The following is a 25,004-nucleotide window of genomic DNA, read 5'->3' on the forward strand; positions in this document are numbered from 1 at the left end:
TTAGGCCGGGCTTTTCTTTGTCTGCGATTTAGGTTTTAGCGGGAGATTTGCGTTGCGGCGAAAAGATCGCAGCCTTTGGCAGCTCCTATGGGATTGGATTCGCACACGGTCAATGTCGGAGCTGGCAAAGGCTGCGATCTTTTGATCTCATCACAGGCCGCCACCGCGCCGATTACCAAAATGGCTGGGCTTTTGAGCTCGAAGGCGTAGGCATCCTCCTCCATGGCTGCCAGATCGCTCCGACATTCCCGTTGGTGCGGCAGGGAAGCGTTTTCAATCATCGCTACAGGCATGTCCGCCGCCATTCCGCCGGCCAGCAGTTGCTCGCGGATCTCGCTCAACTTCGCCACACCCATGTAGATCACCAGCGTCGTGCCGCCTTGGGCCAGGGCTTGCCAGTTCAGGCTGCTGCCATCCTGCGTATGGGCGGTGACCAGCGTCACCCCCCGAGCAACGCCGCGCAGGGTCAATGGAATATCGCATTGCGTCGCCCCGGCCAGCCCGGCGGTGATGCCATTGACCAGCTCGACGTCGACCCCGCGTTCGCGCAGCCACTGCGCCTCTTCACCACCACGGCCAAAAATGCACGGGTCGCCACCCTTGAGCCGCACCACGCATTTACCGTGGCGCGCATAACGCAGCATCAGGCGATGAATGAACGCCTGAGGTGTGGAACGACAGCCGCCGCGCTTGCCCACGGGAATGATCCGCGCCTGTGGGCAATGCTCCAGCACCGCGTCATTGACCAGATCGTCGATCAGCACCACATCCGCTTCTCTCAGTGCCCGTACCGCCTTGAGGGTCAGTAATTCAGGATCGCCAGGACCCGCACCCACCAGCCAGACTTTTGCGCTCATAGTGTTTTTCCTCACGAGATAACGGCGATCGGCTGCGCGGTGGCGGCCAGCAAACGCTTGATTTCCGGTACGCAGGAGCCGCATTGCGTGCCGCAGCCCAATTCTTGTTTCAACCCCTGCAAGTCCAGGCCTCGGCCGATGCCGGCACAGACCGCGCCTTGGCTGACGTTCATGCAGTTGCACAGGGTTTTGTTGCCGGTAGCCAGCGTATTGACCTGGCCTGGTGGTGCGCTCAGTGGCGCGAGCAGCCAGCGCCGTAGCTGTTCGTCGGCGCGACCTTCGAGCCACAGACTTTGCAGCCAGTGCTGGGCGAGGGTTTCGCCCGCCAGGCGAATCGCGGTGATCCGGCCGTTCTCGATCCGCACTCGTTTGCCGATGGAGCGTCGTGGGTCGTCGTAGGCCAAGACCGGGCCTTCGTTGAGCCCCAGGCATTGATCGATTTCGCGCAGCAGTTGCGGATCCGGCGGCGTGGCGCTGGCAGCGCGTATCAGCAGCGCTGGGCGTTCACGGCCGGCAAGGCTGAGACTGACGTAGGAAAACGCCTCGCACAGTGGTCGTAGCGTCTCAAAATGCTGTTGAACATCGCCCTCGATCAGTGCGAACAGCTGCCACGGCAGTTGCACGGGTTCCAGGCGCACGCCGCTGTGCTTGAGTTCGGGTTGTTTCGACAACGGGTCGAACGCCGGTTGAGTGATTGCGTTGACGCCGCCCTTGAGAAAACGGTCCCCCCAATGCATGGGCAGAAACGCCTGGCCGGGTCGTACGCTGTCGTCGCTGCTGACCGGCACGATCACCGCGCCTCGGCGACTTTTCAAGCTGACCAGATCACCCGGTTGCAGGCGATGACGGCGCAGTTCATCCGGGTGCAGGCTTAACACGGCTTCACTGACATGACCGAACAATTGCGCAGCGGTGCCGGTTCGGCTCATACCGTGCCATTGATCGCGCAGGCGGCCAGTGATCAGGGTCAGCGGGAAGCGTGCATCGCGTTGTTCCTTGGCGGCGCGGTAAGGGTCGACCACGAACTGCGCGCGTCCACTGGCTGTCGGGAAAATCCCGTCCAGATACAGTCGAGCCGTCCCCTCATTGGCACCCGTAGGGAAGGGCCATTGCTGTGGGCCAAGACGGTCGATCAGGTCGTGACTGATGCCGGACAGGTCGAGGTCGCGGCCGCGAGTCAGTTGCTTGTACTCATCGAAGATCTGCGCCGAGGTGTCGAACGCAAACAGGCTGGCTTGCTCGGGGCGCAGATGTTTTTCCAGGCGCTGTGCGAAATCCACGGTGATCGCCCAGTCGGAGCGTGCTTCACCAGGTGCGACGATTGCGCGGCGTACGTGGGAGATGCGCCGTTCGGAGTTGGTCACGGTGCCGTCTTTTTCGCCCCAACTGGCGGCAGGAAGCAGCAGGTCGGCGAACGGCGCGGTCTCGGTGGTGCGAAAGGCTTCTTGCAACACCACGAACGGGCAGGCTTCCAGCGCCGCGCGCACGACGGTCTGGTCCGGCATTGATTGCGCGGGGTTGGTGCAGGCGATCCACAGGGCTTTGATTTTTCCGTTGCGAACCTGTTCAAACAACTCGATCGCGGTGAGCCCGGTCTGTTCCGGAAGATTATCCACGCCCCAGTAAGCTGCGACTTCTGCGCGATGTTCGGCATTCGCGGCTTCGCGATGCCCCGGCAGCAGATTCGACAGGCTACCGGTTTCCCGTCCGCCCATGGCATTCGGCTGACCGGTCAGGGAGAAAGGTCCTGCGCCGGGCCGGCCAATTTGCCCGGTGGCCAGGTGCAGGTTGATCAGTGCGCTGTTCTTGGCGCTGCCGGCGGTGGACTGGTTCAGCCCCATGCACCACAACGACAGGAAACTCGGTGAAGTGCCGACCCATTCGGCGCATTGCTGCAGTTGCTCGACGCTGATGCCGCACAGCTGCGAAACCATTTGCGGCGTGTAATCGCGCACCAGGGTTTTCAACTCGGCCAAGCCTTGGGTGTGAGCCTTGATGAAATCGCGGTCGACCCAGTCTTCCCACAGCAGCAGGTGCAAAATCCCATGGAACAGGGCGACATCGGTGCCCGGCAGAATCGCCAAGTGCAAGTCAGCCAAATCGCAGGTGTCGGTACGACGGGGGTCGATGACGATGACTTTCATCTGCGGCCTGCGGGATCTGGCTTCTTCCAGGCGACGAAACAGTACCGGATGGGCGTAGGCCATGTTGCTGCCGACGATCATCACGCAATCGCTCAGTTCCAGGTCTTCATAGCTGCACGGCGGTGCGTCCGCGCCAAGGCTGCGTTTGTAGCCGACCACTGCCGAAGACATGCACAGCCGTGAATTGCTGTCGATGTTGTTGGTGCCGACCAGCGCTCGCGCCAGTTTGTTGAAACTGTAGTAATCCTCGGTCAACAACTGTCCGGAGATGTAGAACGCCACGCTGTCGGGGCCGTGTTCGGCGATGGTTTGGGCGAATACGTTGGCGGCGTGATCGAGGGCTGTATCCCAATCGGTGCGGCTGCGGGCCAGCCCCTTGCCGAGGCGCAGTTCGGGGTACAACGCCCGGGCGGTCAGGTCGCCGGTCAGGTGCAGGGTCGAACCCTTGCTGCACAGTTTGCCGAAGTTGGCCGGGTGGGCCGGATCGCCGCTGACGCCGAGGATGCGTTCGCCGTCATGCTCGATCAGCACGCCGCAGCCGACCCCGCAGTAGCAGCAGGTGGAAGTGGTGGTCTGGCGGTTCATCAGCTTGCTTCCCGCAGGGCCAGCAGCACCCGGCCATTCTCGACCCGTGCCGAATGGTGATGAGCGCAACCGATGTCCGGGGCCTGGGCTTCACCGGTTTCCAGGTCGATCTGCCAGTTGTGTAGCGGGCAGGCGACGCGTTTGCCATAGATCAAGCCTTGGGACAGCGGACCGCCCTTGTGCGGGCAGCGGTCGTCGAGGGCGAAAACTTCGTCGTCGCTTGTACGAAAAATCGCGATGTCACCTTTCGGTCCGGCAATGATCCGCGAACCGAGGGCATTGATCTCTTCCAATGCGCAGATATCCAGCCAGTTCATGCCAGCACCTTCAGGTTCTTCACGGTGATGACGTCGAATTCTTTCTTCAGCAGTGGCTGTTCCAGGCGTTCCTTCCACGGGTCCTGTTCGAACGACAGGGAGAATTGCAGGCGATCGTTGAGTGCCTTGCGTCGTTCGGGATCTTCCAGCACGGCTTTCTTGATGTGTTCCATGCCGACCCGTTGCAGGTAGTGCACGGTGCGTTCGAGGTAGAAGGCTTCTTCGCGATACAGCTGCAGGAACGCACCGTTGTATTCGCGCACTTCTTCGGCGGTTTTCAGTTTGACGAAGAACTCCGCGACTTCGGTTTTGATCCCGCCGTTGCCGCCGATGTACATCTCCCAGCCCGAATCCACGCCGATAATTCCCACGTCCTTGATGCCCGCTTCCGAGCAGTTGCGTGGGCAACCGGAGACGGCGAGTTTCACTTTGTGTGGTGACCACATGTTGAACAGGTCGTGCTCCAGCTCGATGCCCAGCTGCGTGGAGTTCTGGGTGCCGAAGCGGCAGAACTCGCTGCCGACGCAGGTCTTCACGGTGCGGATGGATTTGCCGTAGGCGTGACCAGACGGCATGTCGAGATCCTTCCAGACCCCCGGCAGATCCTGTTTCTTGATACCCAGCAAGTCGATGCGCTGGCCGCCGGTGACTTTGACCATGGGGACGTTGTACTTGTCGGCAACATCGGCAATGCGCCGCAGCTCCGAAGGATTGGTCACACCGCCCCACATCCGCGGGACTACAGAGTAAGTGCCGTCTTTCTGAATGTTGGCGTGGGCGCGTTCGTTGATCAGGCGCGATTGCGGATCGTCCTTGGCCTCGCCCGGCCAGGTGGAAATCAGGTAGTAGTTGAGCGCCGGGCGGCAGGTGGCGCAGCCGTTCGGCGTGCGCCAGTTCAGGTAGCTCATGGTGCCGGCGATGGTCAGCAAATGCTGATCGCGGATGGCCTGGCGGATTTGTCCGTGGTTGAGGTCGCTGCAACCGCAGATGGCTTTTTCGCTTTTCGGTTTGACGTCGGCTGCGCCGCCCACGGTGTTGATCAGGATCTGTTCCACCAGGCCTGCGCAGGAACCGCAGGAGCTGGCGGCCTTGGTGTGTTTCTTGACGTCGTCGACGCTGAACAGCCCATGTTCCTGAATCGCCTTGACGATGGTGCCTTTGCACACGCCGTTGCAGCCGCAGACTTCGGCGGTGTCGGCCATGCTCATGGCTTTGTCCTGGCCCTGGTGTCCTACATCGCCGAGTGCGTTTTCGCCAAACATCAGGTGATCGCGGATCTCGCCGATGGCGTGGTTCTCACGGATTTGCCGGAAATACCAACCGCCATCTGCCGTATCGCCGTACAGACAGGCGCCGACCAGCACGTCATCCTTGATCACCAGTTTTTTATAGACCCCACCGATCGGGTCGGAGAGGGTGATGGTTTCGGTGCCTTCACCGCCCATGAAGTCGCCAGCGGAGAACAGGTCGATGCCGGTGACTTTCAATTTCGTCGAGGTCACTGAGCCCTTGTAGGTGGCGAAGCCGAGTTGGGCGAGGTGGTTGGCGCAGACCTTGGCTTGCTCGAACAGTGGGGCAACGAGGCCGTAGGCGATGCCACGGTGGCTGGCGCATTCGCCGATCGCGTAGACCCGAGGGTCGTAGGTTTGCATCGTGTCGTTGACCAGAATCCCGCGGTTGCAGGGGATGCCGGATTTTTCCGCAAGTTCGGTGCTCGGGCGAATGCCGGCGGCCATAACGACCAGGTCGGCGGGGATGATGTCGCCGTTCTTGAACTCGATCGACCCGACCCGGCCATTGCCGGCATCGTGCAGGGCCTGGGTTTGCTCGCGGAGGCGAAAGTGCAGGCCGCGGGCTTCGAGGGCGGTTTGCAGCAGTTGGCCGCTGGTTTTGTCCAGTTGCCGCTCCAGCAGCCAATCACCGATGTGCACCACGGTGACATGCATGCCCCGCAGCATCAGGCCATTGGCGGCTTCCAGGCCCAACAAGCCGCCGCCGATCACGACGGCGTGCTTGTGGGTCTTGGCGGTGTTGATCATGGCCTGGGTGTCGGCAATGTCGCGGTAGCCGATCACGCCCTGCAAGGTGTTGCCCGGGATCGGCAGGATGAACGGGGTCGAACCGGTGGCGATCAGCAGGCGATCATATTCGGCTTCGGTGCCGTCTTCGGCGATCACACGGCGTTCGACCCGGTCGATCTCCACCACTTTGCGGTTGAGCAGCAGCTTGATGTTGTTGTTCAGGTACCAGTCCAGATCGTTGAGCACGATCTCTTCGAACGTTTGCTCGCCGGCCAGCACCGGCGACAGCAGGATGCGGTTGTAGTTGGTATGGGGTTCGGCGCCGAAGACCGTGATGTCGTACAGCTCATTGCTCAGCTTGAGCAGTTCTTCCAGGGTGCGAACCCCGGCCATGCCGTTGCCGATCATCACCAGTTTTAGTTTTTTCATCAGGTTCTCCGGGGAGCTCAGACCCGCCTCATCAGGGCTTTTCAGGTCTTGCTCGACAAATTTTGCGCAAACAAAAAAAGGCGTCCCGCTAGTTGCCTAGCGAGGACGCCTTTGTCCTGGTCCCGTTCTCTCGGGAAGCGCATCCTTCGTCGTTGAAGGCTGGGCTTTTATGTAAGTTGAAGAAGGTAATGCAGTGGTTGTGCCAACTTGCACAGGGGCCGGATATGCAGGCGTTTCTCAGGGGAAGAGGGTGATTGAGTGCACCGGTTCAACGCACGATGCCCGGTAATGAAGCAGAAAGATCAAAAGATCGCAGCCTGCGGCAGCTCCTACAGATGTACGCGATCCCCTGTAGGAGCTGCCGCAGGCTGCGATCTTTTTGGGGTAATGAAAATATCAGCCATGCAATGCCAAAAACAACAGCACCAGATTCACCACCAACGACAGCAGCGCCAAGGTCCGCCAGACCTTCAACGGCTCACGCTCCAGCAGCGGTCTGGGGCGCACGCTCAAACTGCGTCGCTCGCCCTGTTCCAGCAGCAGCAACCATTCTTCCGCCGTTTCAAAGCGCTGACCCGGATCCGCTGCAACGGCGCGCTCCAGGCTTTGCGCGAGCCATTCCGGCAAGTCGGGCCGGTAGCGACTGGCGCTGACCGGCACGCCAAACCGTGGGCGCTGGAACGCTTCGATTTCGCCGTAGGGATAGTGCCCGGTGAGCAGGAAATACAAGGTCACACCGACCGAATACAAATCCTGTTGCGGTGTCGGCGGGTCACCGCGAAAGGCTTCCGGCGCGATATAGCTGGGCGTTCCGGGCAGGGCAGAGGGCTGATCTTCGGACAGGCCGGGGCAGTAGGCGAGGCCGAAGTCCAGCAGGCGCAACTCGCCGTCGTCCCCCAGCAACAGGTTTTCCGGTTTGATATCACGATGGAGAATCTGCCGTCGATGCAGCATGCCGACCGCCCGCAGCAGGCGTTCGGCCAGATCCTGCCATTGGGCCAGCGGCAGCGGTCCGACTTTCCCATGCAGCTTTTCCAGGGTCGAACCTGAATATTCACGCATCACGTAGTACAAATGCTGACGCTGACTGGCGGCATGGACCTCAGGAAAATGCCGCCCGGCCACGCGCTTGAGAAACCATTCCTCCGACAGCAACGCTTGCCCGGCCTGGTGATCGTCGCGCAGGTGGCCGGGCAGGGTTTTCAGTAACCAGGGTTGCTGCTGACCGTCGCGCACCCGATAGAGCAGCGATTGCTGGCTTTGGCCGAGTATCCCTTCGACTTGCCAGCCCTCGAAGGTTTGACCCGGTTTCAGCGCTGGCGGCAGCGGCCATTGCTGCAAATGGATCAGCGCATCGCCAATACTCGTTTCACCGAGGGCATCGACCCGCACCAGCAAGGCACTGGCATTGTCCTGACTGCCGGCCAGATGCGCCGCGTTGACCAGGGTCTGCGCGGCGCTGCCCAGATCGGGTTGATCGCGCAAAATCGCCGCAATGGCGGTGTCGCCGAGCACGGCCCAGATGCCATCGCTGAGCAGCACGAAGCTTTCATTGAGGCGCAGTTCGCCGTCGAGAAAATCCAGCACCAGATGCTGATCCAGCCCCAATGCGCGCTTGAGCACATGCTGCATGCCCGGCTGGTCCCAGACGTGATCCTCGCTGACTCGCTGCAAGGTGTCGGCATGCCAGCGATAAACCCGGCAATCGCCGACATGCGCCAGGGTAAAACGCCTGCCGCGCATAACCAAAGCGCTAACGGTGGTGAGCAGTGGTTGCCCACCGCCATTGGCCTGCAACCAGCGATTCTGCGCCAGCAGCAGGCGATCCAGTGCCTGGGCGACGCCCCAGGTTTCCGGCGTGGCGTAGTAATCCAGCGCCAGGGCCTGCAGCGTCGAACGGGCGGCGAGCCCGCCATCGGCGCACTGGCTGACGCCGTCGGCGATGGCGAACAGGTAACCCTTGCTCGCCGCCAGTGCCGGGGCCGGCGTCACTAAGCGCAGAGCGTCCTGATTCTCCTCGCGAGGGCCGATGGCGCTCGCTTCGGCAAAACTCAGTTGCAGGCTCATTCAGCCCTCACACCCGTGCAGCAGTGACGGCTGCTGAGCCCCAAGTGGTTCTCCAGCGACGTTTCACGCCGTGCAGGCCGAACCAGGCGAGAACGCCGAGGCTGGCAAACAACCACAACGCCATTTGATAGCTGCCGGTGCTTTGCTTGATCGCACCCATACCGGCCGCCAAGGCAAAACCACCGATGCCGCCGGCCATGCCGATCAAACCGGTCATCACCCCGATCTCCCGACGAAAACGCTGCGGAACCAACTGGAATACTGCGCCGTTGCCTGCCCCCAAACCGAGCATGGTGCACACGAAAAGTGCCAATGCCGCGTAGGAACTTGGCAAGTTGAAACCCACTGCCGCGATGCAGATCGCCGCCACCGTATACATCGCCAGCAAGGTGCGAATGCCGCCGAAACGGTCGGCCAGTGCACCACCCAAAGGACGCATCAAACTGCCGCCAAATACGCAGGCTGCGGTGTAGTAGCCAGCGGTGACCGGGCTCAGGCCGTATTGGTCGTTGAAGTAGCCGGGCAGGGCGCTGGCCAGGCCGATGAAGCCGCCGAAGGTCACGCTGTAGAAAAACATGAACCACCAGCTGTCTCGGTCGCCCAACGCCTTGAAGTAGTCGGACATCGACTTGGCTTTCGGCCGCTCAGGGGCGTTCTTGGCCAGCCAGGCGAAGACAATGAGGGTCAGGATCAGGGGGATCAGCGCGAAGCCGAACACGTTGCTCCAGCCAAACGCGGCAGCCAGGACTGGAGCGATCAGCGCAGCAAGCACGGTGCCCGAGTTACCGGCCCCGGCGATGCCCATGGCCTTGCCTTGATGCTGTGGCGGATACCACTGCGACGCCAGCGGCAGGGCGACGGCGAAGGAGGCGCCGGCCACACCGAGGAACAGGCCCAATAGCAGCGCTTGTTCGTAACTGTGGATGCCGTGTTTCCAGGCGACGAACAGGGCGCAGATGACGATCACCTGGCCGATCAGGCCAGCGGTCTTGGGCGACAGGCGATCAGCCAGCAAGCCCATCAAAAAGCGCAGTATGGCCCCGGCCAGAATCGGCGTGGCCACCACCAGCCCGCGTTGCTGGGTGGTCAGTTGCAGGTCGGTGGCGATCTGCACCGCCAGTGGGCCGAGCAGGTACCAGACCATGAAACTCAGGTCGAAATAGAGGAAGGCCGCGAACAGTGTCGGGGTATGGCCGGATTTCCAGAAGCTTGAATTCATCGCGCACCTCAGCTGTTAGTCGTCTCGAGAAGGAGTCATGAGCTTGCAGGTGGGGCGCCGCAACGGCCGCACCACCGGCCCCGGGCTGTGGGGCCAAAACAAAAAAACGCCGCCACCCGATTCGCCATGGGCAAATGAGGTGAGCGACGTCTTTGTCGTAGGTGGGGCAACCGCCGTTGGTTACCTGTACCGATTACTTAGCGAGAACTGTGCCAACAACTGAAACCGAGTCGCTGCCAATCGCGAGCAGGCTCGCTCCCACAGGGGAATGGCGTCGTATGCAAATCAAGTGTGTGCGAGCCTGCTCGCGAAGGCGCCCTGACAGGCGCCACAGGGTTTCAGCCGAGCAGTTCACTCATGGCAATAATCTGCTCCGCCACCTGAATCAGCTTCTGCTGGCGGCTCATGGCCTGGCGGCGCATCAGGGTGTAGGCCTCTTCCTCGTTGCAGTCCTTCATCTTCATCAGCAGCCCTTTGGCCAGTTCGATGCGCTTGCGCTCGGCCAGTTGCTGGTCGCGGGCGTGCAGTTGCGCGCGCAGGGCCTGGTCGCTTTCGAAGCGCGCCATGGCCACGTCGAGAATCGGCTGCAAGCGTTGTGCGTGAATGCCTTCGACGATGTAGGCACTGACGCCAGACTTGATCGCCTGGCGCATCACGTCAGGGTCATGCTCGTCGGTAAACATCACGATCGGACGCGGTTGATCGCGACTGACCAGCACCACTTGCTCCATGACATCGCGGCTCGGTGACTCGGTATCGATCAGAATCACATCCGGACGCACCGTTTCGACGCGCGCGGGCAGGTCGATGGTCAGGCCGGACTCGTCGATCACCTCGAACCCGGCCTCGGTCAGGGCAGCTTTAAGGCGCCCGACTTTCTTCGCGGTGTCGTTGATCAGCAGGATACGCAACATATTCGCAGTCTCCTGTCAGCGGCTGGCGAGAAGGGGCGAGCTGCCGCTCATGGCGTGCAGCTTGAAACTGCGTGCGTAGGCAACTGGGTCCGAGCCGTCCCAGACCTTGCCGTCGATCAACTGGCTGCTGCGCATGTCCTGATTCCGAGCGGCGACACCAACCGCAGTGGCGGCCTCACGATACAAGTCTAGTTGCTGGACCTGACGGGCCACCGCGAGGTAGTCCGGGTCGTCACGCAATAAACCCCAGCGACGGAACTGGGTCATGAACCACATGCCGTCGGAGAGGTAAGGCAGGTTGACCTCGCCACCACCATGGAAGCGCAGCGCATGCGGATCCTGCCAGCGATTGCCCAGACCGTCGGCGTAGTCACCGAGTAGCCGTGGTTCGATGCAATCGAGTGGCGCATCGAGGTATTGCGGTGCGCTGAGCAATTGCGCGGCACTGCGGCGGTTCTCGGTGCTTTCTTCGATGAAACGGCTGGCCTCCAGAATCGCCATCACCAGTGCCCGGGCGGTGTTGGGGTATTGCTCGACGAAGGCGCGGGTGCAGCCGAGGACTTTTTCCGGGTGATCGGGCCAGATGGTCTGGCTGGTCGCCATCGTAAAGCCGAGATTCTGTTTCACGGCGCTGGCGGACCAGGGCTCGCCGACGCAAAAACCGTCGATACGCCCGGCTTGCAGGTGCGCGACCATTTGCGGCGGTGGCACCACCACGCTGTCGACGTCGTGCAACGGATGGATGCCCTGACTCGCGAGCCAGTAATACAGCCACATGGCGTGGGTGCCGGTCGGAAATGTCTGGGCGAAGGTGAGTTTTGGGCGAGTTTGGTGCACGTGCCGATCCAGTGCTTCAGGACTGGTCACGCCCAGGGCCTGCAAGCCGTGGGAAAGGTTGATGCTTTGGCCGTTGTGGTTCAGGCCCATGAGCACCGACATGTCAGTCGGGGCCACGCCGCCGATGCCCAGGTGCACGGCGTAGATCAAGCCGTACAGGCTGTGGGCGGCGTCGAGTTCGCCACTGACCAGTTTGTCCCGCAGGTTGGCCCATGACGACTGGCGCTTCAGATTGAGGGTCAGCCCGTAGGGCTGGGCGAAACCCTGGGTGGCGGCGACCACCACCGAGGCGCAGTCGCTCAGGGCCATGAAGCCGAGGTTGATTTCAGTCTTTTCCGGGGCATCGCTGCCGTTGACCCAGGCCAGTGGGCCCGCTGTGGTTTCATTCATGGCTAAACACCTTCCAAAAAAAAGCGTCGTCCCAGGCCCTCGCGTGAGCAAAGCCGGGTGACGACGCCATTGTCCTTCCACTCATCCCGTCGTTGGCATGAGTGCTGATGCCTATGCTGGTGCAAGGCATATGCCATCGCCCGCTGATTTTGTCGCACGCCTCGCTTGCGACGCCGATGCCCGGCTATAATCGCCGCCTCATTTCGCCGCCATTCGAGTCAAAGCCGCCCATGTACACCCTGGCCCGTCAGCTGTTGTTCCAACTTTCCCCGGAAACCTCCCACGATCTGTCCCTGGACCTGATCGGCGCGGGCGGGCGTTTGGGCCTCAACGGCTTACTGTGCAAGGCGCCGGCAAAAATGCCGGTGAACGTCATGGGCCTGGACTTTCCGAATCCCGTGGGGCTGGCGGCCGGTCTGGACAAGAACGGCGCAGCCATCGACGGTTTTGCACAATTGGGTTTTGGATTCGTCGAAATCGGCACCATCACCCCGCGTCCGCAGCCGGGCAATCCGAAACCACGGATTTTTCGTCTGCCGGAAGCCGAGGCGATCATCAACCGCATGGGCTTCAACAACCTCGGCGTTGATCACCTGCTGGCCCGCGTGGCCGCGGCCAAGTACAAGGGCGTGCTGGGCATCAACATCGGCAAGAACTTCGATACCCCGGTCGAGCGTGCGGTCGACGACTACCTGATCTGCCTGGACAAAGTCTACGCCCACGCGAGCTACGTGACGGTCAACGTCAGTTCGCCGAACACTCCTGGCCTGCGCAGCCTGCAGTTCGGTGACTCGCTCAAGCAATTGCTGGCTGACCTGGCCACGCGCCGAGCGGAACTGGCGCTGCGCCATGGCAAGCATGTACCGCTGGCAATCAAGATTGCGCCGGACATGACCGACGAAGAAACCGCTCAGGTCGCCCAGGCGTTGATCGAAACCGGGATGGACGCGGTGATCGCCACCAACACTACCCTGAGCCGCGTCGGCGTCGAAGGCATGGAATACGGTGACGAGGCGGGCGGTCTGTCCGGCGCACCGGTTCGTGACAAGAGCACCCACACCGTGAAGGTGCTGGCGGCGGAGCTGGCCGGTCGCTTGCCGATCATCGCCGTGGGCGGTATCACCGAAGGCAAGCACGCAGCTGAGAAAATCGCTGCGGGTGCGAGCCTGGTGCAGATCTACTCCGGTTTCATCTACAAAGGCCCGGCGCTGATTCGCGAGTCCGTCGATGCCATAGCAGCCCTGCGCTAAACCCTGTGGGAGCGAGCCTGCTCGCGATGACGGACTTACAGCTGACATTGTTGTTGAATGTCACACCGCTATCGCGAGCAGGCTCGCTCCCACAGGTGTGTTGGGCTCAAGGTGGAATTTTGGGGGCATAAAAAAGGGCTCCTCGAAGGAGCCCCTGGGCCGGAGCCCGCCGCCCGGATGGGGCGTGCGTGGTAAGTCGTTACGTAATCAGATTGTCGTGTCGGAGTGTGTGCCCTGTGTTAGCCGACGGCGTGAAGTTCGTTGAGTCTGTGGATTCCCGCAGTGCCGGTCATACCGTCCCAGTTGTCGCCTCGTCCTTCTCGCCAGCCGTTAATCCAGGCTTGGCGTACCGACGGTAGAGTAAATGGGCAAAGCTCACGGGATTTGCCACCAACGCCATATTGATATCCGCGCAAAAATGCTCTTTCCAACGGATCACGCTTAAGTCTTCTCATAGGGTGTTGCCCTCACTTGTTGACTGTATTTATCGCGTCGACCTCAATTGAGGTCTGGCAGAAAAACTCCTGCCGTTGGGGCTCGCTGCCGGCGTCGCGAGCCAAGGTGTTGACGTCGTTGCGGCGTCAACCTGTGTTGAGTTCTAACCAATGCGTCACATCGAGGGAATGATCGTTTTGTCATAAGGACGTAACGATAAAGATGGTAAAGCCATAAGTAACACGATGTTTGTCCCGTGTTTATTGGTCAAACCCCTGTATGATCGGCCCCCCGCAGGATGATGGAGTTAATTCTTTGATGAGAATTTCTCGCGTTGCAGTGAGCATTATTCGACGAAGGGTCGACTTATGACATTTTGTTGCATCAACTTTTTTATCTGCCTTTGCATCTAAGCTCTTTTAACCCGAGCAGCAAGGGTGGGACGGCACACCTTCGTGCCACGCGGGCGCTCTTTTAGAAAAGCGCCTGATTGAAAACCGGGTCGGCAATGCGTTGCCGGCTCACTTAGCTAAAGGTTCTGGAATTCCCATGTCCGATCGTTTCGAACTCTTCCTCACTTGCCCAAAAGGCCTTGAAGGCCTGCTCATCGAGGAAGCCGTCGGGCTTGGCCTTGAAGAGGCGCGTGAGCACACCTCTGCCGTGCGCGGCATGGCGACCATGGAAACCGCTTATCGCCTGTGCCTGTGGTCGCGCCTGGCGAACCGGGTGCTGCTGGTGCTCAAGCGTTTCCCGATGAAGGACGCCGAAGACCTCTACCACGGCGTGCTCGATATCGAGTGGCAAGACCACATGCTCAACGACGGAACCCTCGCCGTTGAATTCAGCGGTCACGGCTCGGGCATCGACAACACCCACTTCGGCGCCTTGAAGGTCAAGGACGCCATCGTCGACAAACTGCGCACCCCGCAAGGCGACCGTCCGTCCATCGACAAGCTCAACCCGGACTTGCGCATTCACCTGCGCCTGGACCGTGGCGAAGCGATCCTGTCCCTTGACTTGTCCGGCCACAGCCTGCACCAGCGCGGCTATCGATTGCAGCAGGGCGCGGCGCCGCTGAAGGAAAACCTCGCGGCCGCGATCCTGATTCGTTCCGGCTGGCCACGCATTGCGGCCGAAGGCGGCGCACTGGCTGACCCGATGTGCGGTGTCGGTACGTTCCTCGTAGAAGCCGCGATGATCGCCGCCGATATGGCGCCGAACCTGCGTCGCGAACAGTGGGGCTTTACCGCCTGGCTCGGCCACGTACCGGCGTTGTGGAAAAAACTTCACGAAGAAGCGACTGAACGTTGCGCGGCCGGCCTGGCCAAGCCACCGCTGTGGATTCGCGGTTACGAAGCCGACCCGCGCCTGATTCAACCGGGCCGCAACAACGTCGAGCGTGCCGGCCTGAGCGAGTGGATCAAGATCTACCAGGGAGAAGTCGGTACGTTCGAGCCGCGTCCGGACCAGAACCAGAAAGGCCTGGTGATCTGCAACCCGCCCTATGGCGAGCGTCTGGGCGACGAGGCAAGCTTGCTCTATCTCTACCAGAACCTCGGCGAGCGTCTGCGTCAGGCCTGCTTGAACTGGGAGGCCGCAGTGTTCACCGGCGCCCCGGACCTGGGCAAGCGCATGGGCATCCGCAGCCACAAACAGTATTCGTTCTGGAACGGCGCCTTGCCGTGCAAATTGCTGCTGATCAAGGTTACGCCGGACCAGTTCGTCACCGGCGAGCGTCGCACCCCGGAACAGCGTCAGGTCGAGCGCGAACAAGTTCGAGCCGAAGTCGAAGTCGCCGACAACGATGTGGCGCCGGGCAAGTACGAGAAGTACAACAAGAACGGCAACCCGATCAAACCGGCACCGGTGGTGATCGAGCAGCCGCGCTTGAGCGAAGGCGGGCAGATGTTTGCCAACCGTTTGCAAAAGAACCTCAAGGCGTTGGGCAAGTGGGTCAAGCGTGAAGGCATCGACTGCTACCGCGTCTACGATGCCGACATGCCGGAATATTCCATGGCCATCGACCTGTATCACGATTGGGTCCACGTCCAGGAATACGCCGCGCCGAAATCCATCGATCCGGAAAAAGCCTCGGCGCGTATGTTCGATGCCCTGGCGGCGATTCCGCAGGCCTTGAACATCGACAAGAACCGCGTGGTGGTCAAACGCCGCGAGCGTCAGAGCGGCACCAAGCAGTACGAACGCCAGGCGGCACAGGGCAAGTTCGTCGAGGTCAACGAAGGTGGCATCAAGCTGCTGGTCAACCTTACCGACTACCTCGACACCGGGCTGTTCCTCGATCACCGGCCGATGCGCATGCGCATTCAGAAAGAAGCCGAGGGCAAGCGTTTCCTCAACCTGTATTGCTACACCGCAACCGCCAGTGTCCACGCGGCCAAGGGCGGCGCGCGCAGCACCACCAGCGTCGACTTGTCGAAAACGTATCTGGACTGGGCGCGTCGCAACCTGTCGCTGAACGGTTTCTCCGACAAGAACCGCCTGGAGCAGGGCGACGTCATGGCCTGGCTCGACGCTTGCCGCGACGAGTACGACCTGATCTTCATCGATCCGCCGACCTTCTCCAATTCCAAGCGCATGGAAGGCATCTTCGACGTGCAACGTGACCAGGTGCAGTTGATCGACCTGGCCATGGCGCGCCTTGCACCGGGTGGGGTGTTGTACTTCTCCAACAACTTCCGCAAGTTCACGCTTGAGGAAAACCTCACCGAGCGTTACGCGGTCGAAGAAATCACCGCCCAGACCATCGATCCGGATTTCGCCCGTAACGGCAAGATCCACCGTGCATGGAAAATCACCGCCCGCTGACGGTTAATTTGATTGGAACAACTACTGTAGGAGCGAGCTTGCTCGCGATGAACCTGAGAGCACCGCGGGTATCCAGAACCCACGCGTTATCGTTCTCGACCATCGCGAGCAAGCTCGCTCCTACAGTGCTGGTCAAATTAGTGGCTAATAGCTATAACTCACTCAGGGCCAAAGGGCTTTCCCGCACCTGGCGTTTTGAGTTGCGTTTATGTCGTTGCACGCCGTGCGCCCAAAGATCCTGGGGTTTATCAGTGAAGATGTCTCGGCCTGGCTGGTCGCGCTTCTGGTATTGCTCGTCGGCGGGATTCTCACGGGGTTGCTGGCCTGGTCGACAACCAATCTGTTTCACCAACAATTGCGGCAACGTTTCCAACTGCTGGCCAGTGAACGTTACAGCCGTATCGAAGAACGTTTCGAAGATCAGGAGCAGCGCCTCGACGGGTTGCGCCGGTTCTTTGCCAATTCCGGTTCGGTCTCCCGAGCGGAGTTCGACGGTTACACCCAACCTCTGCTTCATCGAACCCAAGCGTACTCGTTCGCGCTACGGGTGACCCGCGCCGAACGGGCGGATTTCGAGCGCAGAATGCGTGAAGAGGGACTGCCCGACTTCACCCTGCGTGAACTCAATGCCGACGGCCAACTGCAACTGGCGGCCGACCGCGATGAGTATGTGGCGGTGCTCTATAGCCAGACCCAAAGCAAACTCGGCTCGCCGCTCGGCTACGACTTGCTGGCCCAACCCTTGCGCCGCTCCACCCTTGAACGGGCCGACCAGCACGGCGGGATGGCGGTGTCGCAGCCGATGCATCTGGTCAGTATCGAGCCGGCCTACGCGCGGGGTGTGCTGCTGGTCGCCCCGGTCATGCCCCGCAATGGTCCGGGCTTAGCGGCAACGAAACCCTACGGCTATGTGATGGCGGTGATCAGCATGCGCCAGTTGCTGGCGGACGGGTTGCCGGATGCGGGCCATGACTATCTCTCGGTGCGCATCCTCGATTTGTCCACCGACGACCAGCACGAAGTGCTTTATGAATCCTCCAACACGCCGGTCACCAGTGATTTGTCCGCGACCCGGCTGCTGCGGCTTGCCGACCACGACTATCAAGTCGACATCCAGCCCAGCGAGGCTTTCCGACAAGCCAACCATTCTTCGGTAACCAGCCTGGTGGTGCTGGGTGGCTTGCTCAGTGTGTTGCTCAGTGCGTTGCTTTATGTGCTGGTCAGTCAGCGTCAACGGGCGCTGAAAATGGTCGAGCAACGGACCCAGGAACTGCGCGCCCGTGAGCAGGAGTTGCGCGGCACCCATGGCCAACTGCGCGGGGTACTGAATGCTGCGACACAAGTGGCAATCATCGCCACCGACCTGCGCGGTGTCATCAGCACCTTCAACGCCGGTGCGGAGCAGATGCTCGGCTATACCAGCATGGAGGTGGTTAGCCATATGACGCTGGAAAATCTGCACCTGCCCCGGGAACTCCTGGCGCGCTCGGCGGAATTGAGCGCGCGTTATGGCAAACCGATCCCGACCTGCCAGGCAATGTTGGTCGAGGGCGGCGAGGAGGGTGGTCATGAAGCGCGGGAGTGGACGCTGATCCGTGGTGACGGCAGCCATTTGACGGTGAACATGCTGGCGACGCCGGTACTCGACGAGCAAGGTTTGTGGGTCGGGCACCTGGCGATCTGTATCGACATCACCGAGCGCAAGCGGGTCCACGAGGCCCTGGCAGCACGGGATCTGTTGTTGAAGAAACTCAGCGCCCATGTGCCCGGCGGAATCTACCAGTTCAAAATGGAGTTCGACGGGCGCTTCAGTGTGATCTACGCCAGCGATGGCATCCGCGAGATCTACGAACTCGAACCGGATGTGCTGTTGCTCAACGCTGAAGCCATCTTTACGCGGATTCATCCTCAGGACACCACGCGCGTGCGCGCCTCGATCCGGGCCTCGGCGGATACCCTCAGCCCGTGGCGCGAGGAATACCGCGTGCAGTTGCCAGTGCGTGGCCTGCGCTGGGTCCGTGGCGAAGCGACCCCGGAGGAACAGCCGGGCGGCGGCGTGCTCTGGCACGGCTACATCTCGGACATTTCCGACCTGAAGCGGGTGGAGGAAGAACTGCGGGCGCTGTCGGTGACGGATTCGCTGACCGGGATACACAACCGCCGCTACTTCCAGGAACGCCTGACCACCGAAATGGCCCGGGTCGAGCGCGGTGGCGGCGAACTGTCGGTGATCATGCTCGATATCGACCACTTCAAACGCATCAATGACCAGCATGGCCACGCGGTGGGCGATCGGGTGCTTCAGGCCGTGTGCGAGCGCATTGGCCATCGGCTGCGGCGCACCGACGTATTCTGTCGCCTGGGTGGCGAGGAGTTCATGGTGCTCTGCCCGGATATCGACGGCGAGCAGGCCCATGTGCTGGCACTGGAGTTGTGGCAAGGGTTGCGCAGTTCACCGATCGACGAGGTCGGGATCGTCACCGCGAGTTTCGGAATTGCCAGTTGGCGCGTGGGAGAGGGCGCGGATGCGCTGCTGCTGCGGGCGGACTCGGGGGTTTATGCGGCGAAGCAGGCGGGGCGTGATCGGGTGCAGGGCGAGATGAACTAAAGCCGGATGCCAACCCCTGTGGGAGCGAGCTTGCTCGCGATAGCGGTCTGTCCGTCACATCATGGCTGGATGTGACGCCGTTATCGCGAGCAGGCTCGCTCCCACATTTGATCTCCAGCGTTTGGAGTATCCGGTTACAACACCGAAGCCGTTTCCGGCACTTTAGGCTGGCGATACAGGTCCAGCAGCACCTGATCCAGCACCGAGGACGCGCCGAACGGGGCCTTGTCGTTGAGGATCGCCACCACCGCCCAGGTATTGCCGTTGACGTCGCGGCTGAAGCCGGAGATCGCGCGCACGGTGTTCAGGGTGCCGGTCTTGACGTGGGCTTCACCGCGCATCGCGGTGGTCTTCAAGCGTTTGCGCATGGTGCCGTCGGTGCCGGCAATCGGCATCGAACTGATGAACTCGGCGGCGTATGGGCTGCGCCACGCGGCTTGCAGCATCGCGGCCATTTCCCGCGCGCTCACTCGTTCTGCGCGGGACAGGCCGGAGCCGTTCTCCATCACCAGGTGCGGCGCGGTGATGCCTTTTTTCGCCAGCCACTGACGCACCACGCGCTGGGCCGCTTTGGCGTCGTCGGCGTCGGCGTCGGTGCGGAATTTCTGGCCCAGGCTGAGGAACAGCTGCTGAGCCATGGTGTTGTTACTGTATTTGTTGATGTCGCGAATGATTTCCGCCAGATCCGGCGAGAAGGCCCGAGCCAGGACCTTGGCGTCTTTCGGGGTTGGCGCCAGAACATCCTTGCCCTGAATGCTGCCACCCAGTTCCTTCCAGATCGCCCGCACGGCGCCGGCGGTGTAGGTCGCGTGGTCGAGCAGCGACAGGTAAGTCTGGGAGCTGCAGCCTTCGCCCAACTGACCGCCGACAGTCACGGTCACGCTGCCATCGGCCTGGGCCACCGGGTTGTACCGAACGCCACCGGCGCATTGCTTGGAGTTGACGGCCTTGACCTGGTTTTCGATGCGGATGCTGGCAATCGGCGGCTCCACGGATACCAGAACCCGGCCGTTATCGTTGCGCGCCACAAAGCGCAGGGCCTTGAGGTTGACCAGCAGCGAGTCGGGTTTGACCAGGAACGGTTTGTTCTCGTCATTGCCGTCGTCGTTGAATTCGGGCAGTTGCGGTTGCACGAAGAAATTGCGGTCCAGCACCAAGTCGCCGGTGACTTGCGTCACGCCGTTGGCCCGCAGATCGCGCATCAAGAGCCAGAGTTTTTCCATGTTCAGCTTCGGATCGCCGCCACCCTTGAGGTAGAGGTTACCGTTGAGAATGCCGCCGCTCAGGGTGCCGTCGGTGTAGAACTCGGTTTTCCACTGGTGGTTCGGGCCGAGCATTTCCAGGGCCGCGTAAGTGGTGACCAACTTCATGGTCGAAGCCGGGTTGACCGAGACATCAGCGTTGAAAATGGTCGGGGTGCCAGGGCCGTTGAGCGGAATCATCACCAACGACAAGGCGTTGTCCTGCAACTTGCTGGCCTTCAGGGCTTTTTCAACGTTGGGCGACAGGCCGGTGTTGATGGTGGCGGCGGAAACGGGGACGGCCAAGGGGAGAAGAAGGCTGGCCAGCAACAATGGACGCAAAGATTTGATCATCTGAAATAAGACCCTACAGGCGAGGGGGAAAAAGACGAGGGCATGAAGATAAATTCCCTCAGTGGTCATGAAAGTGTCGGCATTATGCCCCAAGGTGTAGCGGCTTGTGCCGTGCCCTGGCCCTCTAATCAGCTATTTTTTTACCGGCGGTAGGCGTCGCGCCGTTCTGAGGCGGGCAATCGGCAGCTTAAACTGCTAAAGTGCCGCCCGTTATTACTTATGAGGATTGTTCCAATGGCGACTAACCGTTCCCAGCGTCTGCGCAAAAAATTGTGCGTCGATGAATTTCAAGAGCTGGGTTTCGAACTGAACCTGGATTTCAAAGAAGATTTGGCTGATGAAGCCATTGATGCTTTCCTCGACGCGTTCCTGAAAGAAGCCATGGAAGCCAACGGTCTGGGCTATGTTGGCGGCGACGACTTCGGTCTGGTTTGCCTGCAGAAGCGTGGCTCGGTATCCGAAGAGCAGCGTGCCGCTGTTGAAGCCTGGCTCAAAGGCCGCAGCGAACTGACTGAAGCAACCGTCAGCCCGCTGATCGACGTCTGGTACCCGGAAAAGCCGATCAATCCGGTAGCTTGATGTTATAAAAAAACGGCGACCCAAGGGTCGCCGTTTTTTTTTTGTGAAAATCAAAGGATCGCAGCCTCGTTTCACTCGACAGCTCCTACAGGGCGACGCATTGTAGGAGCTGTCGAGTGAAACGAGGCTGCGATCTTTTAGTGTCTACGCCAGTTCAAGATCACCAACGTCAGCACCCCCGCCACAATCCCCCAGAACGCCGACCCCACGGAAAACAGCGTCAGCCCCGACGCCGTGACCATAAAGGTAATCAGCGCCGCTTCACGTTCCTTCACCTGGCTCATGGCAATGCTCAAACCGTTGATGATCGAGCCGAACAGCGCCAGCGCGGCAATCGACAGCACCAACTCTTTAGGCAACGCGGCAAACAACGCCGCCAGCGTCGCGCCGAACACCCCGGCGATCCCGTAGAAAATCCCGCACCAGACGGCTGCCGTGTAGCGCTTGTTGCGATCCTCGTGGGCATGCGGGCCGGTGCAGATCGCCGCGCTGATGGCGGCCAGGTTGATCCCGTGGGAACCGAACGGCGCCAGCAGCAGCGAGGCGATGCCGGTGGTGGTGATCAGCGGCGAGGCCGACACGTTATAGCCGTCGGCACGCAGCACCGCGATGCCCGGCATGTTTTGCGACGTCATCGCCACCACGAACAGCGGGATGCCGATGCTGATCGTTGCGGCGAGGGAGAAGTGCGGCGTGGTCCAGACCGGCATCGCCACTTCAAGATGGAAGCCGCTGAAATCCAGCAACCCCATAAGCCCTGACAACGCCGTACCGATCACCAGCGCGGCGAGCACCGCATAACGCGGTGACAGTCGCTTGACCACCAGGTACGTGAAGAACATCCCCAGCACCAGTGCGGTGCGGTGCTGCGCGGCGACGAAGATTTCGCTGCCGATCTTGAACAGAATCCCCGCCAGCAACGCCGCGGCCAATGAGGCCGGAATCTTTTTCACCAGCCGTTCGAAGCTGCCGGTCAAACCGCAGACGGTCACCAGCACCGCACAAGTGATGTAGGCGCCGATGGCTTCGCCGTAGGTCACGCCGCCCAGGCTGGTGATCAGCAACGCCGCGCCGGGAGTCGACCAGGCAATGGTGATGGGGGTGCGATAACGCAGGGACAGGCCAATCGAGCACACCGCCATGCCAATGGAGATTGCCCAGATCCACGACGAAATCTGCCCACTGGTCAGGCCCGCCGCTTGCCCGGCCTGGAACATCAGCACCAGAGAGCTGGTGTAGCCGGTCATCATCGCAATGAACCCGGCGACGATGGCCGAAGGCGACGTGTCGGCCAGAGGGCGGAGCTGCGTGTGTGTAGCGTCGTTCATGACGGCGGTGTTCCTTATTACGTACGAAAATATCCGAAGCGAAGTCGTCCAATGTAGGAGCTGTCGAGTGAAACGAGGCTGCGATCTTTTGATGTTGATTTCTCAAGATCAAAAGATCGCAGCCTCGTTTCACTCGACAGCTCCTACAGGGTTCTGGGTTAAAGCCTAAACTCAAACGTAAGCAATCGTTGCTATACAGCAAAGGCGACAAACAGCCGTACAGTCGTGTTGCCACCATCCATTGTGTACAATCGCGGTGTTTTTTACGCGATACTTGCCAGCGACCCACTGTGCCGTATTACAGTCACGGTCAATTCGCCGCAGTTCTCCCGACTCGAGTGCCCATGAACGAACAGTTGCAACCCCTCAAGAAACAACCGCGAGCAGGCAAAGCCGGCCGTAGCGGTACCCAGGACGATATTGTCTACGCGCATATCTTCGAGGCCATCCTCGAACAGCGTCTGGCGCCCGGCACCAAGTTGAGCGAAGAAGCGCTGGGGGAAATTTTCGGGGTCAGTCGCACCATCATTCGCCGCGCGCTGTCGCGCCTGGCCCATGAAGGTGTGGTCCTACTGCGGCCCAATCGCGGCGCTGTTGTTGCCAGCCCGAGTGTCGAAGAGGCCCGTCAGGTGTTCCTGGCGCGGCGTCTGGTCGAGCGGGCGATCACTGAACTGGCCGTTCAGCACGCCACTGCCGAGCAGATCGCCGAGTTGCGGCAGATGGTCAACGACGAGCGCGACAGCTTTTCCCGTGGCGATCGCGGTGCCGGTATCCGTCTGTCGGGCGAGTTCCACTTGAAGTTGGCCGAGGCGGCGAAAAACGCCCCGCTGATCAGCTTCCAGCGCAGCCTGGTCTCCCAGACTTCGTTGATCATTGCCCAATACGAAAGCGGCAATCGCTCCCATTGCTCTTACGACGAACACACCCAACTGATCGATGCCATCGAAGCGCGCAACGGTGAGTTGGCGGTGGACCTGATGATGCATCACATGGATCACATCGACAGCAAACTCAACCTCGACGAAGAAAGCGCGTCGGATGATTTGCATGCCGTGTTCTCGCATTTGTTGCAGACCAAGAAGCCAGGGCGGCCGGTCGCCAAACTCTGATTGTCGAGTGCTGCTGAAAAGATCGCAGCCTCGTTTCACTCGACAGCTCCTACATTGGAACGCGTAATCCTGTAGGAGCTGTCGAGTGAAACGAGGCTGCGATCTTTTGATCTTGCCCAACAGGCAATAAAAATCCCCCGGGGCTGTAGAGCTGCGGGGGATTTTTTATGCTCGAAAGCTTTTAGCGCTGATGCACCTGATTCCCCACCGCATAAGTCTGCAGAACAGTCCGGTCATCCCCCAGCGTCATCAACACAAACAACGTCTCGGCAATGTTATTGGCCTGCTTCAAGCGGTAGCTGAGCAGCGGCGTGGCGTTGTAATCCAGCACCAGGAAGTCGGCGTCGGTACCCGGCAGCAACGTGCCGATCTTGTCTTCCAGGCGCAGCGCTCGCGCACCCCCGAGGGTGGCCAGGTACAGCGATTTGAACGGGCTCAGTCGCGCCCCTTGCAGTTGCATGACCTTGTAGGCTTCGTTCAGGGTTTGCAGCAACGAGAAACTGGTGCCACCACCCACGTCTGTACCGAGGCCGACATTGAGTTTGTGCTTCTCGGCCATCGGCAGGTTGAACAAGCCACTGCCGAGGAAGAAGTTCGAGGTCGGGCAGAAAGCGATCGCCGAACCGGTCTCGGCCAGTCGTGCACATTCATCGTCGCACAGGTGCACGCCGTGGGCGAACACCGAGCGCTCGCCCAGCAACTGGTAGTGATCGTAAACGTCCAGGTAGCCTTTGCGCTCGGGGAACAGCTCCTTGACCCACTCGACTTCCTTGAGGTTTTCGCTGATGTGGGTCTGCATGTACAAATCCGGAAATTCGCTGAGCAACTGGCCGGCAAGGGTCAATTGTTCCGGGGTGCTGGTCGGAGCGAAGCGCGGGGTGACCGCGTAGTGCAAACGACCCTTGCCGTGCCAGCGCTCGATCAACGCCTTGCTTTCGACGTAGCTCGATTCGGCGGTGTCGGTCAGGTAGTCCGGGGCGTTGCGGTCCATCATCACCTTGCCGGCGATCATCCGCAGGTCCAGCTGTTCGGCGGCTTCAAAGAACGAATTCACCGATTGTGGATGGACGCTGCCGAACACCAGCGCAGTGGTCGTGCCGTTGCGCAGCAGTTCCTTGATAAAAATGCCCGCGACTTCATCCGCGTGAGCCTTGTTGGCGAATTGGCTTTCACACGGGAACGTGTAGGTGTTGAGCCAGTCCAGCAACTGCTCGCCGTAGGCACCGACCATGCCGGTCTGCGGCAAGTGGATGTGGGTGTCGATGAAGCCTGGGGTGATCAGTGCGTCCTGGTAATGGGTGATCTCGATATCGGCCGGCAGGGTCGGCAGCAATTCGCTGGCGTGGCCGAGCGCGCTGATCTGGCCGTTATCGACCACCAGCAGGCCGTCCTCGAAATACTCGTACGAGGCTTCGATGCCTACTTCGGCGGGGTCGGCGATGCTGTGCAGGATGGCGGCGCGGTAGGCTTTGCGAGTCAAAGGCATGTGATTTC

The 25,004-nt window shown here is 60.8% G+C and carries 18 protein-coding genes; 6 read left to right on the top strand and 12 right to left on the bottom strand.

The genetic code is table 11. From position 1 onward, the window contains the following. Positions 1 to 35: 35 nt before the first annotated feature. From cobA to ACYZUD_RS33330, 6 genes are all read right to left on the bottom strand, one after another. Positions 36 to 857, bottom strand: a complete 822-nt coding sequence (gene cobA / locus ACYZUD_RS33305; protein ID WP_462021990.1) for a uroporphyrinogen-III C-methyltransferase — start codon at positions 855 to 857, stop codon at positions 36 to 38. Between the two features lie 11 nt (positions 858 to 868). Further along, positions 869 to 3,586, bottom strand: coding sequence for a nitrate reductase (locus tag ACYZUD_RS33310; protein WP_462021991.1), 2,718 nt, complete (start codon positions 3,584 to 3,586; stop codon positions 869 to 871). Further along, complete coding sequence (nirD, locus tag ACYZUD_RS33315) at positions 3,586 to 3,903, bottom strand: nitrite reductase small subunit NirD (RefSeq protein WP_008146292.1); 318 nt, start codon at positions 3,901 to 3,903, stop codon at positions 3,586 to 3,588. Before nirD ends, ACYZUD_RS33310 begins: the two co-directional genes overlap by 1 nt. Next, positions 3,900 to 6,353 carry a nitrite reductase large subunit NirB gene (gene nirB, locus ACYZUD_RS33320; protein ID WP_462021992.1) on the bottom strand — a complete coding sequence of 818 codons (2,454 nt, stop codon included), beginning with the start codon at positions 6,351 to 6,353 and terminating at the stop codon, positions 3,900 to 3,902. Before nirB ends, nirD begins: the two co-directional genes overlap by 4 nt. Positions 6,354 to 6,749: 396 nt before the next feature. Next, positions 6,750 to 8,420, bottom strand: coding sequence for a protein kinase domain-containing protein (locus ACYZUD_RS33325; protein WP_462021993.1), 1,671 nt, complete (start codon positions 8,418 to 8,420; stop codon positions 6,750 to 6,752). Between the two features lie 7 nt (positions 8,421 to 8,427). Then, complete coding sequence (locus ACYZUD_RS33330) at positions 8,428 to 9,639, bottom strand: nitrate/nitrite transporter (protein ID WP_462021994.1); 1,212 nt, start codon at positions 9,637 to 9,639, stop codon at positions 8,428 to 8,430. 37 nt (positions 9,640 to 9,676) lie between these two features. On the opposite strand from ACYZUD_RS33330, the gene ACYZUD_RS33335 reads away from it, so the two are divergent. Then, positions 9,677 to 9,862, top strand: coding sequence for a hypothetical protein (locus tag ACYZUD_RS33335; protein ID WP_462021995.1), 186 nt, complete (start codon positions 9,677 to 9,679; stop codon positions 9,860 to 9,862). A 115-nt stretch (positions 9,863 to 9,977) separates the two neighbouring features. Here the strand turns inward: ACYZUD_RS33335 and ACYZUD_RS33340 are convergent, their stop codons facing one another. Further along, positions 9,978 to 10,553, bottom strand: a complete 576-nt coding sequence (locus ACYZUD_RS33340; protein ID WP_008027390.1) for an ANTAR domain-containing response regulator — start codon at positions 10,551 to 10,553, stop codon at positions 9,978 to 9,980. A 15-nt stretch (positions 10,554 to 10,568) separates the two neighbouring features. Then, on the bottom strand, positions 10,569 to 11,780 hold the full coding sequence (locus ACYZUD_RS33345; protein ID WP_462021996.1) for a CmpA/NrtA family ABC transporter substrate-binding protein: 1,212 nt from the start codon (positions 11,778 to 11,780) through the stop codon (positions 10,569 to 10,571). Positions 11,781 to 12,010: 230 nt separating this feature from the next. On the opposite strand from ACYZUD_RS33345, the gene ACYZUD_RS33350 reads away from it, so the two are divergent. Then, positions 12,011 to 13,030, top strand: coding sequence for a quinone-dependent dihydroorotate dehydrogenase (locus ACYZUD_RS33350; protein WP_462021997.1), 1,020 nt, complete (start codon positions 12,011 to 12,013; stop codon positions 13,028 to 13,030). A gap of 239 nt (positions 13,031 to 13,269) precedes the next feature. Here ACYZUD_RS33350 and rmf read toward each other — a convergent pair whose 3' ends face one another. Further along, entirely contained in the window at positions 13,270 to 13,485 is a 216-nt protein-coding gene (gene rmf / locus ACYZUD_RS33355) for a ribosome modulation factor (protein WP_003223300.1), read from the bottom strand. A 529-nt stretch (positions 13,486 to 14,014) separates the two neighbouring features. Between rmf and rlmKL the strand changes: the two genes are divergently transcribed. Further along, a complete protein-coding gene (gene rlmKL, locus ACYZUD_RS33360) occupies positions 14,015 to 16,291 on the top strand; it encodes a bifunctional 23S rRNA (guanine(2069)-N(7))-methyltransferase RlmK/23S rRNA (guanine(2445)-N(2))-methyltransferase RlmL (protein WP_462021998.1) in 2,277 nt (758 codons plus the stop codon). 208 nt (positions 16,292 to 16,499) lie between these two features. After that, positions 16,500 to 18,899 (top strand): sensor domain-containing diguanylate cyclase, encoded by a 2,400-nt coding sequence (locus tag ACYZUD_RS33365; RefSeq protein WP_462021999.1) that lies wholly within the window; start codon positions 16,500 to 16,502, stop codon positions 18,897 to 18,899. A gap of 134 nt (positions 18,900 to 19,033) precedes the next feature. Here the strand turns inward: ACYZUD_RS33365 and dacB are convergent, their stop codons facing one another. Next, entirely contained in the window at positions 19,034 to 20,494 is a 1,461-nt protein-coding gene (dacB, locus tag ACYZUD_RS33370) for a D-alanyl-D-alanine carboxypeptidase/D-alanyl-D-alanine endopeptidase (RefSeq protein ID WP_462022000.1), read from the bottom strand. Positions 20,495 to 20,728: 234 nt separating this feature from the next. On the opposite strand from dacB, the gene ACYZUD_RS33375 reads away from it, so the two are divergent. Beyond that, positions 20,729 to 21,073 carry a YggL family protein gene (locus tag ACYZUD_RS33375; RefSeq protein WP_007896965.1) on the top strand — a complete coding sequence of 115 codons (345 nt, stop codon included), beginning with the start codon at positions 20,729 to 20,731 and terminating at the stop codon, positions 21,071 to 21,073. A gap of 137 nt (positions 21,074 to 21,210) precedes the next feature. Here the strand turns inward: ACYZUD_RS33375 and ACYZUD_RS33380 are convergent, their stop codons facing one another. Continuing rightward, positions 21,211 to 22,401: a benzoate/H(+) symporter BenE family transporter gene (locus tag ACYZUD_RS33380; protein WP_462022001.1), complete on the bottom strand. Its 1,191-nt coding sequence runs from the start codon at positions 22,399 to 22,401 to the stop codon at positions 21,211 to 21,213. Between the two features lie 344 nt (positions 22,402 to 22,745). Here ACYZUD_RS33380 and ACYZUD_RS33385 point away from each other — a divergent pair, with 344 nt between their 5' ends. Next, positions 22,746 to 23,510, top strand: coding sequence for a GntR family transcriptional regulator (locus tag ACYZUD_RS33385; RefSeq protein WP_217834020.1), 765 nt, complete (start codon positions 22,746 to 22,748; stop codon positions 23,508 to 23,510). 181 nt (positions 23,511 to 23,691) lie between these two features. On the opposite strand, the gene guaD is transcribed toward ACYZUD_RS33385, so the two are convergent. Then, entirely contained in the window at positions 23,692 to 24,996 is a 1,305-nt protein-coding gene (gene guaD / locus ACYZUD_RS33390) for a guanine deaminase (RefSeq protein ID WP_462022002.1), read from the bottom strand. Positions 24,997 to 25,004: the final 8 nt, after the last annotated feature.

This window comes from Pseudomonas sp. XS1P51 (assembly GCF_054897845.1).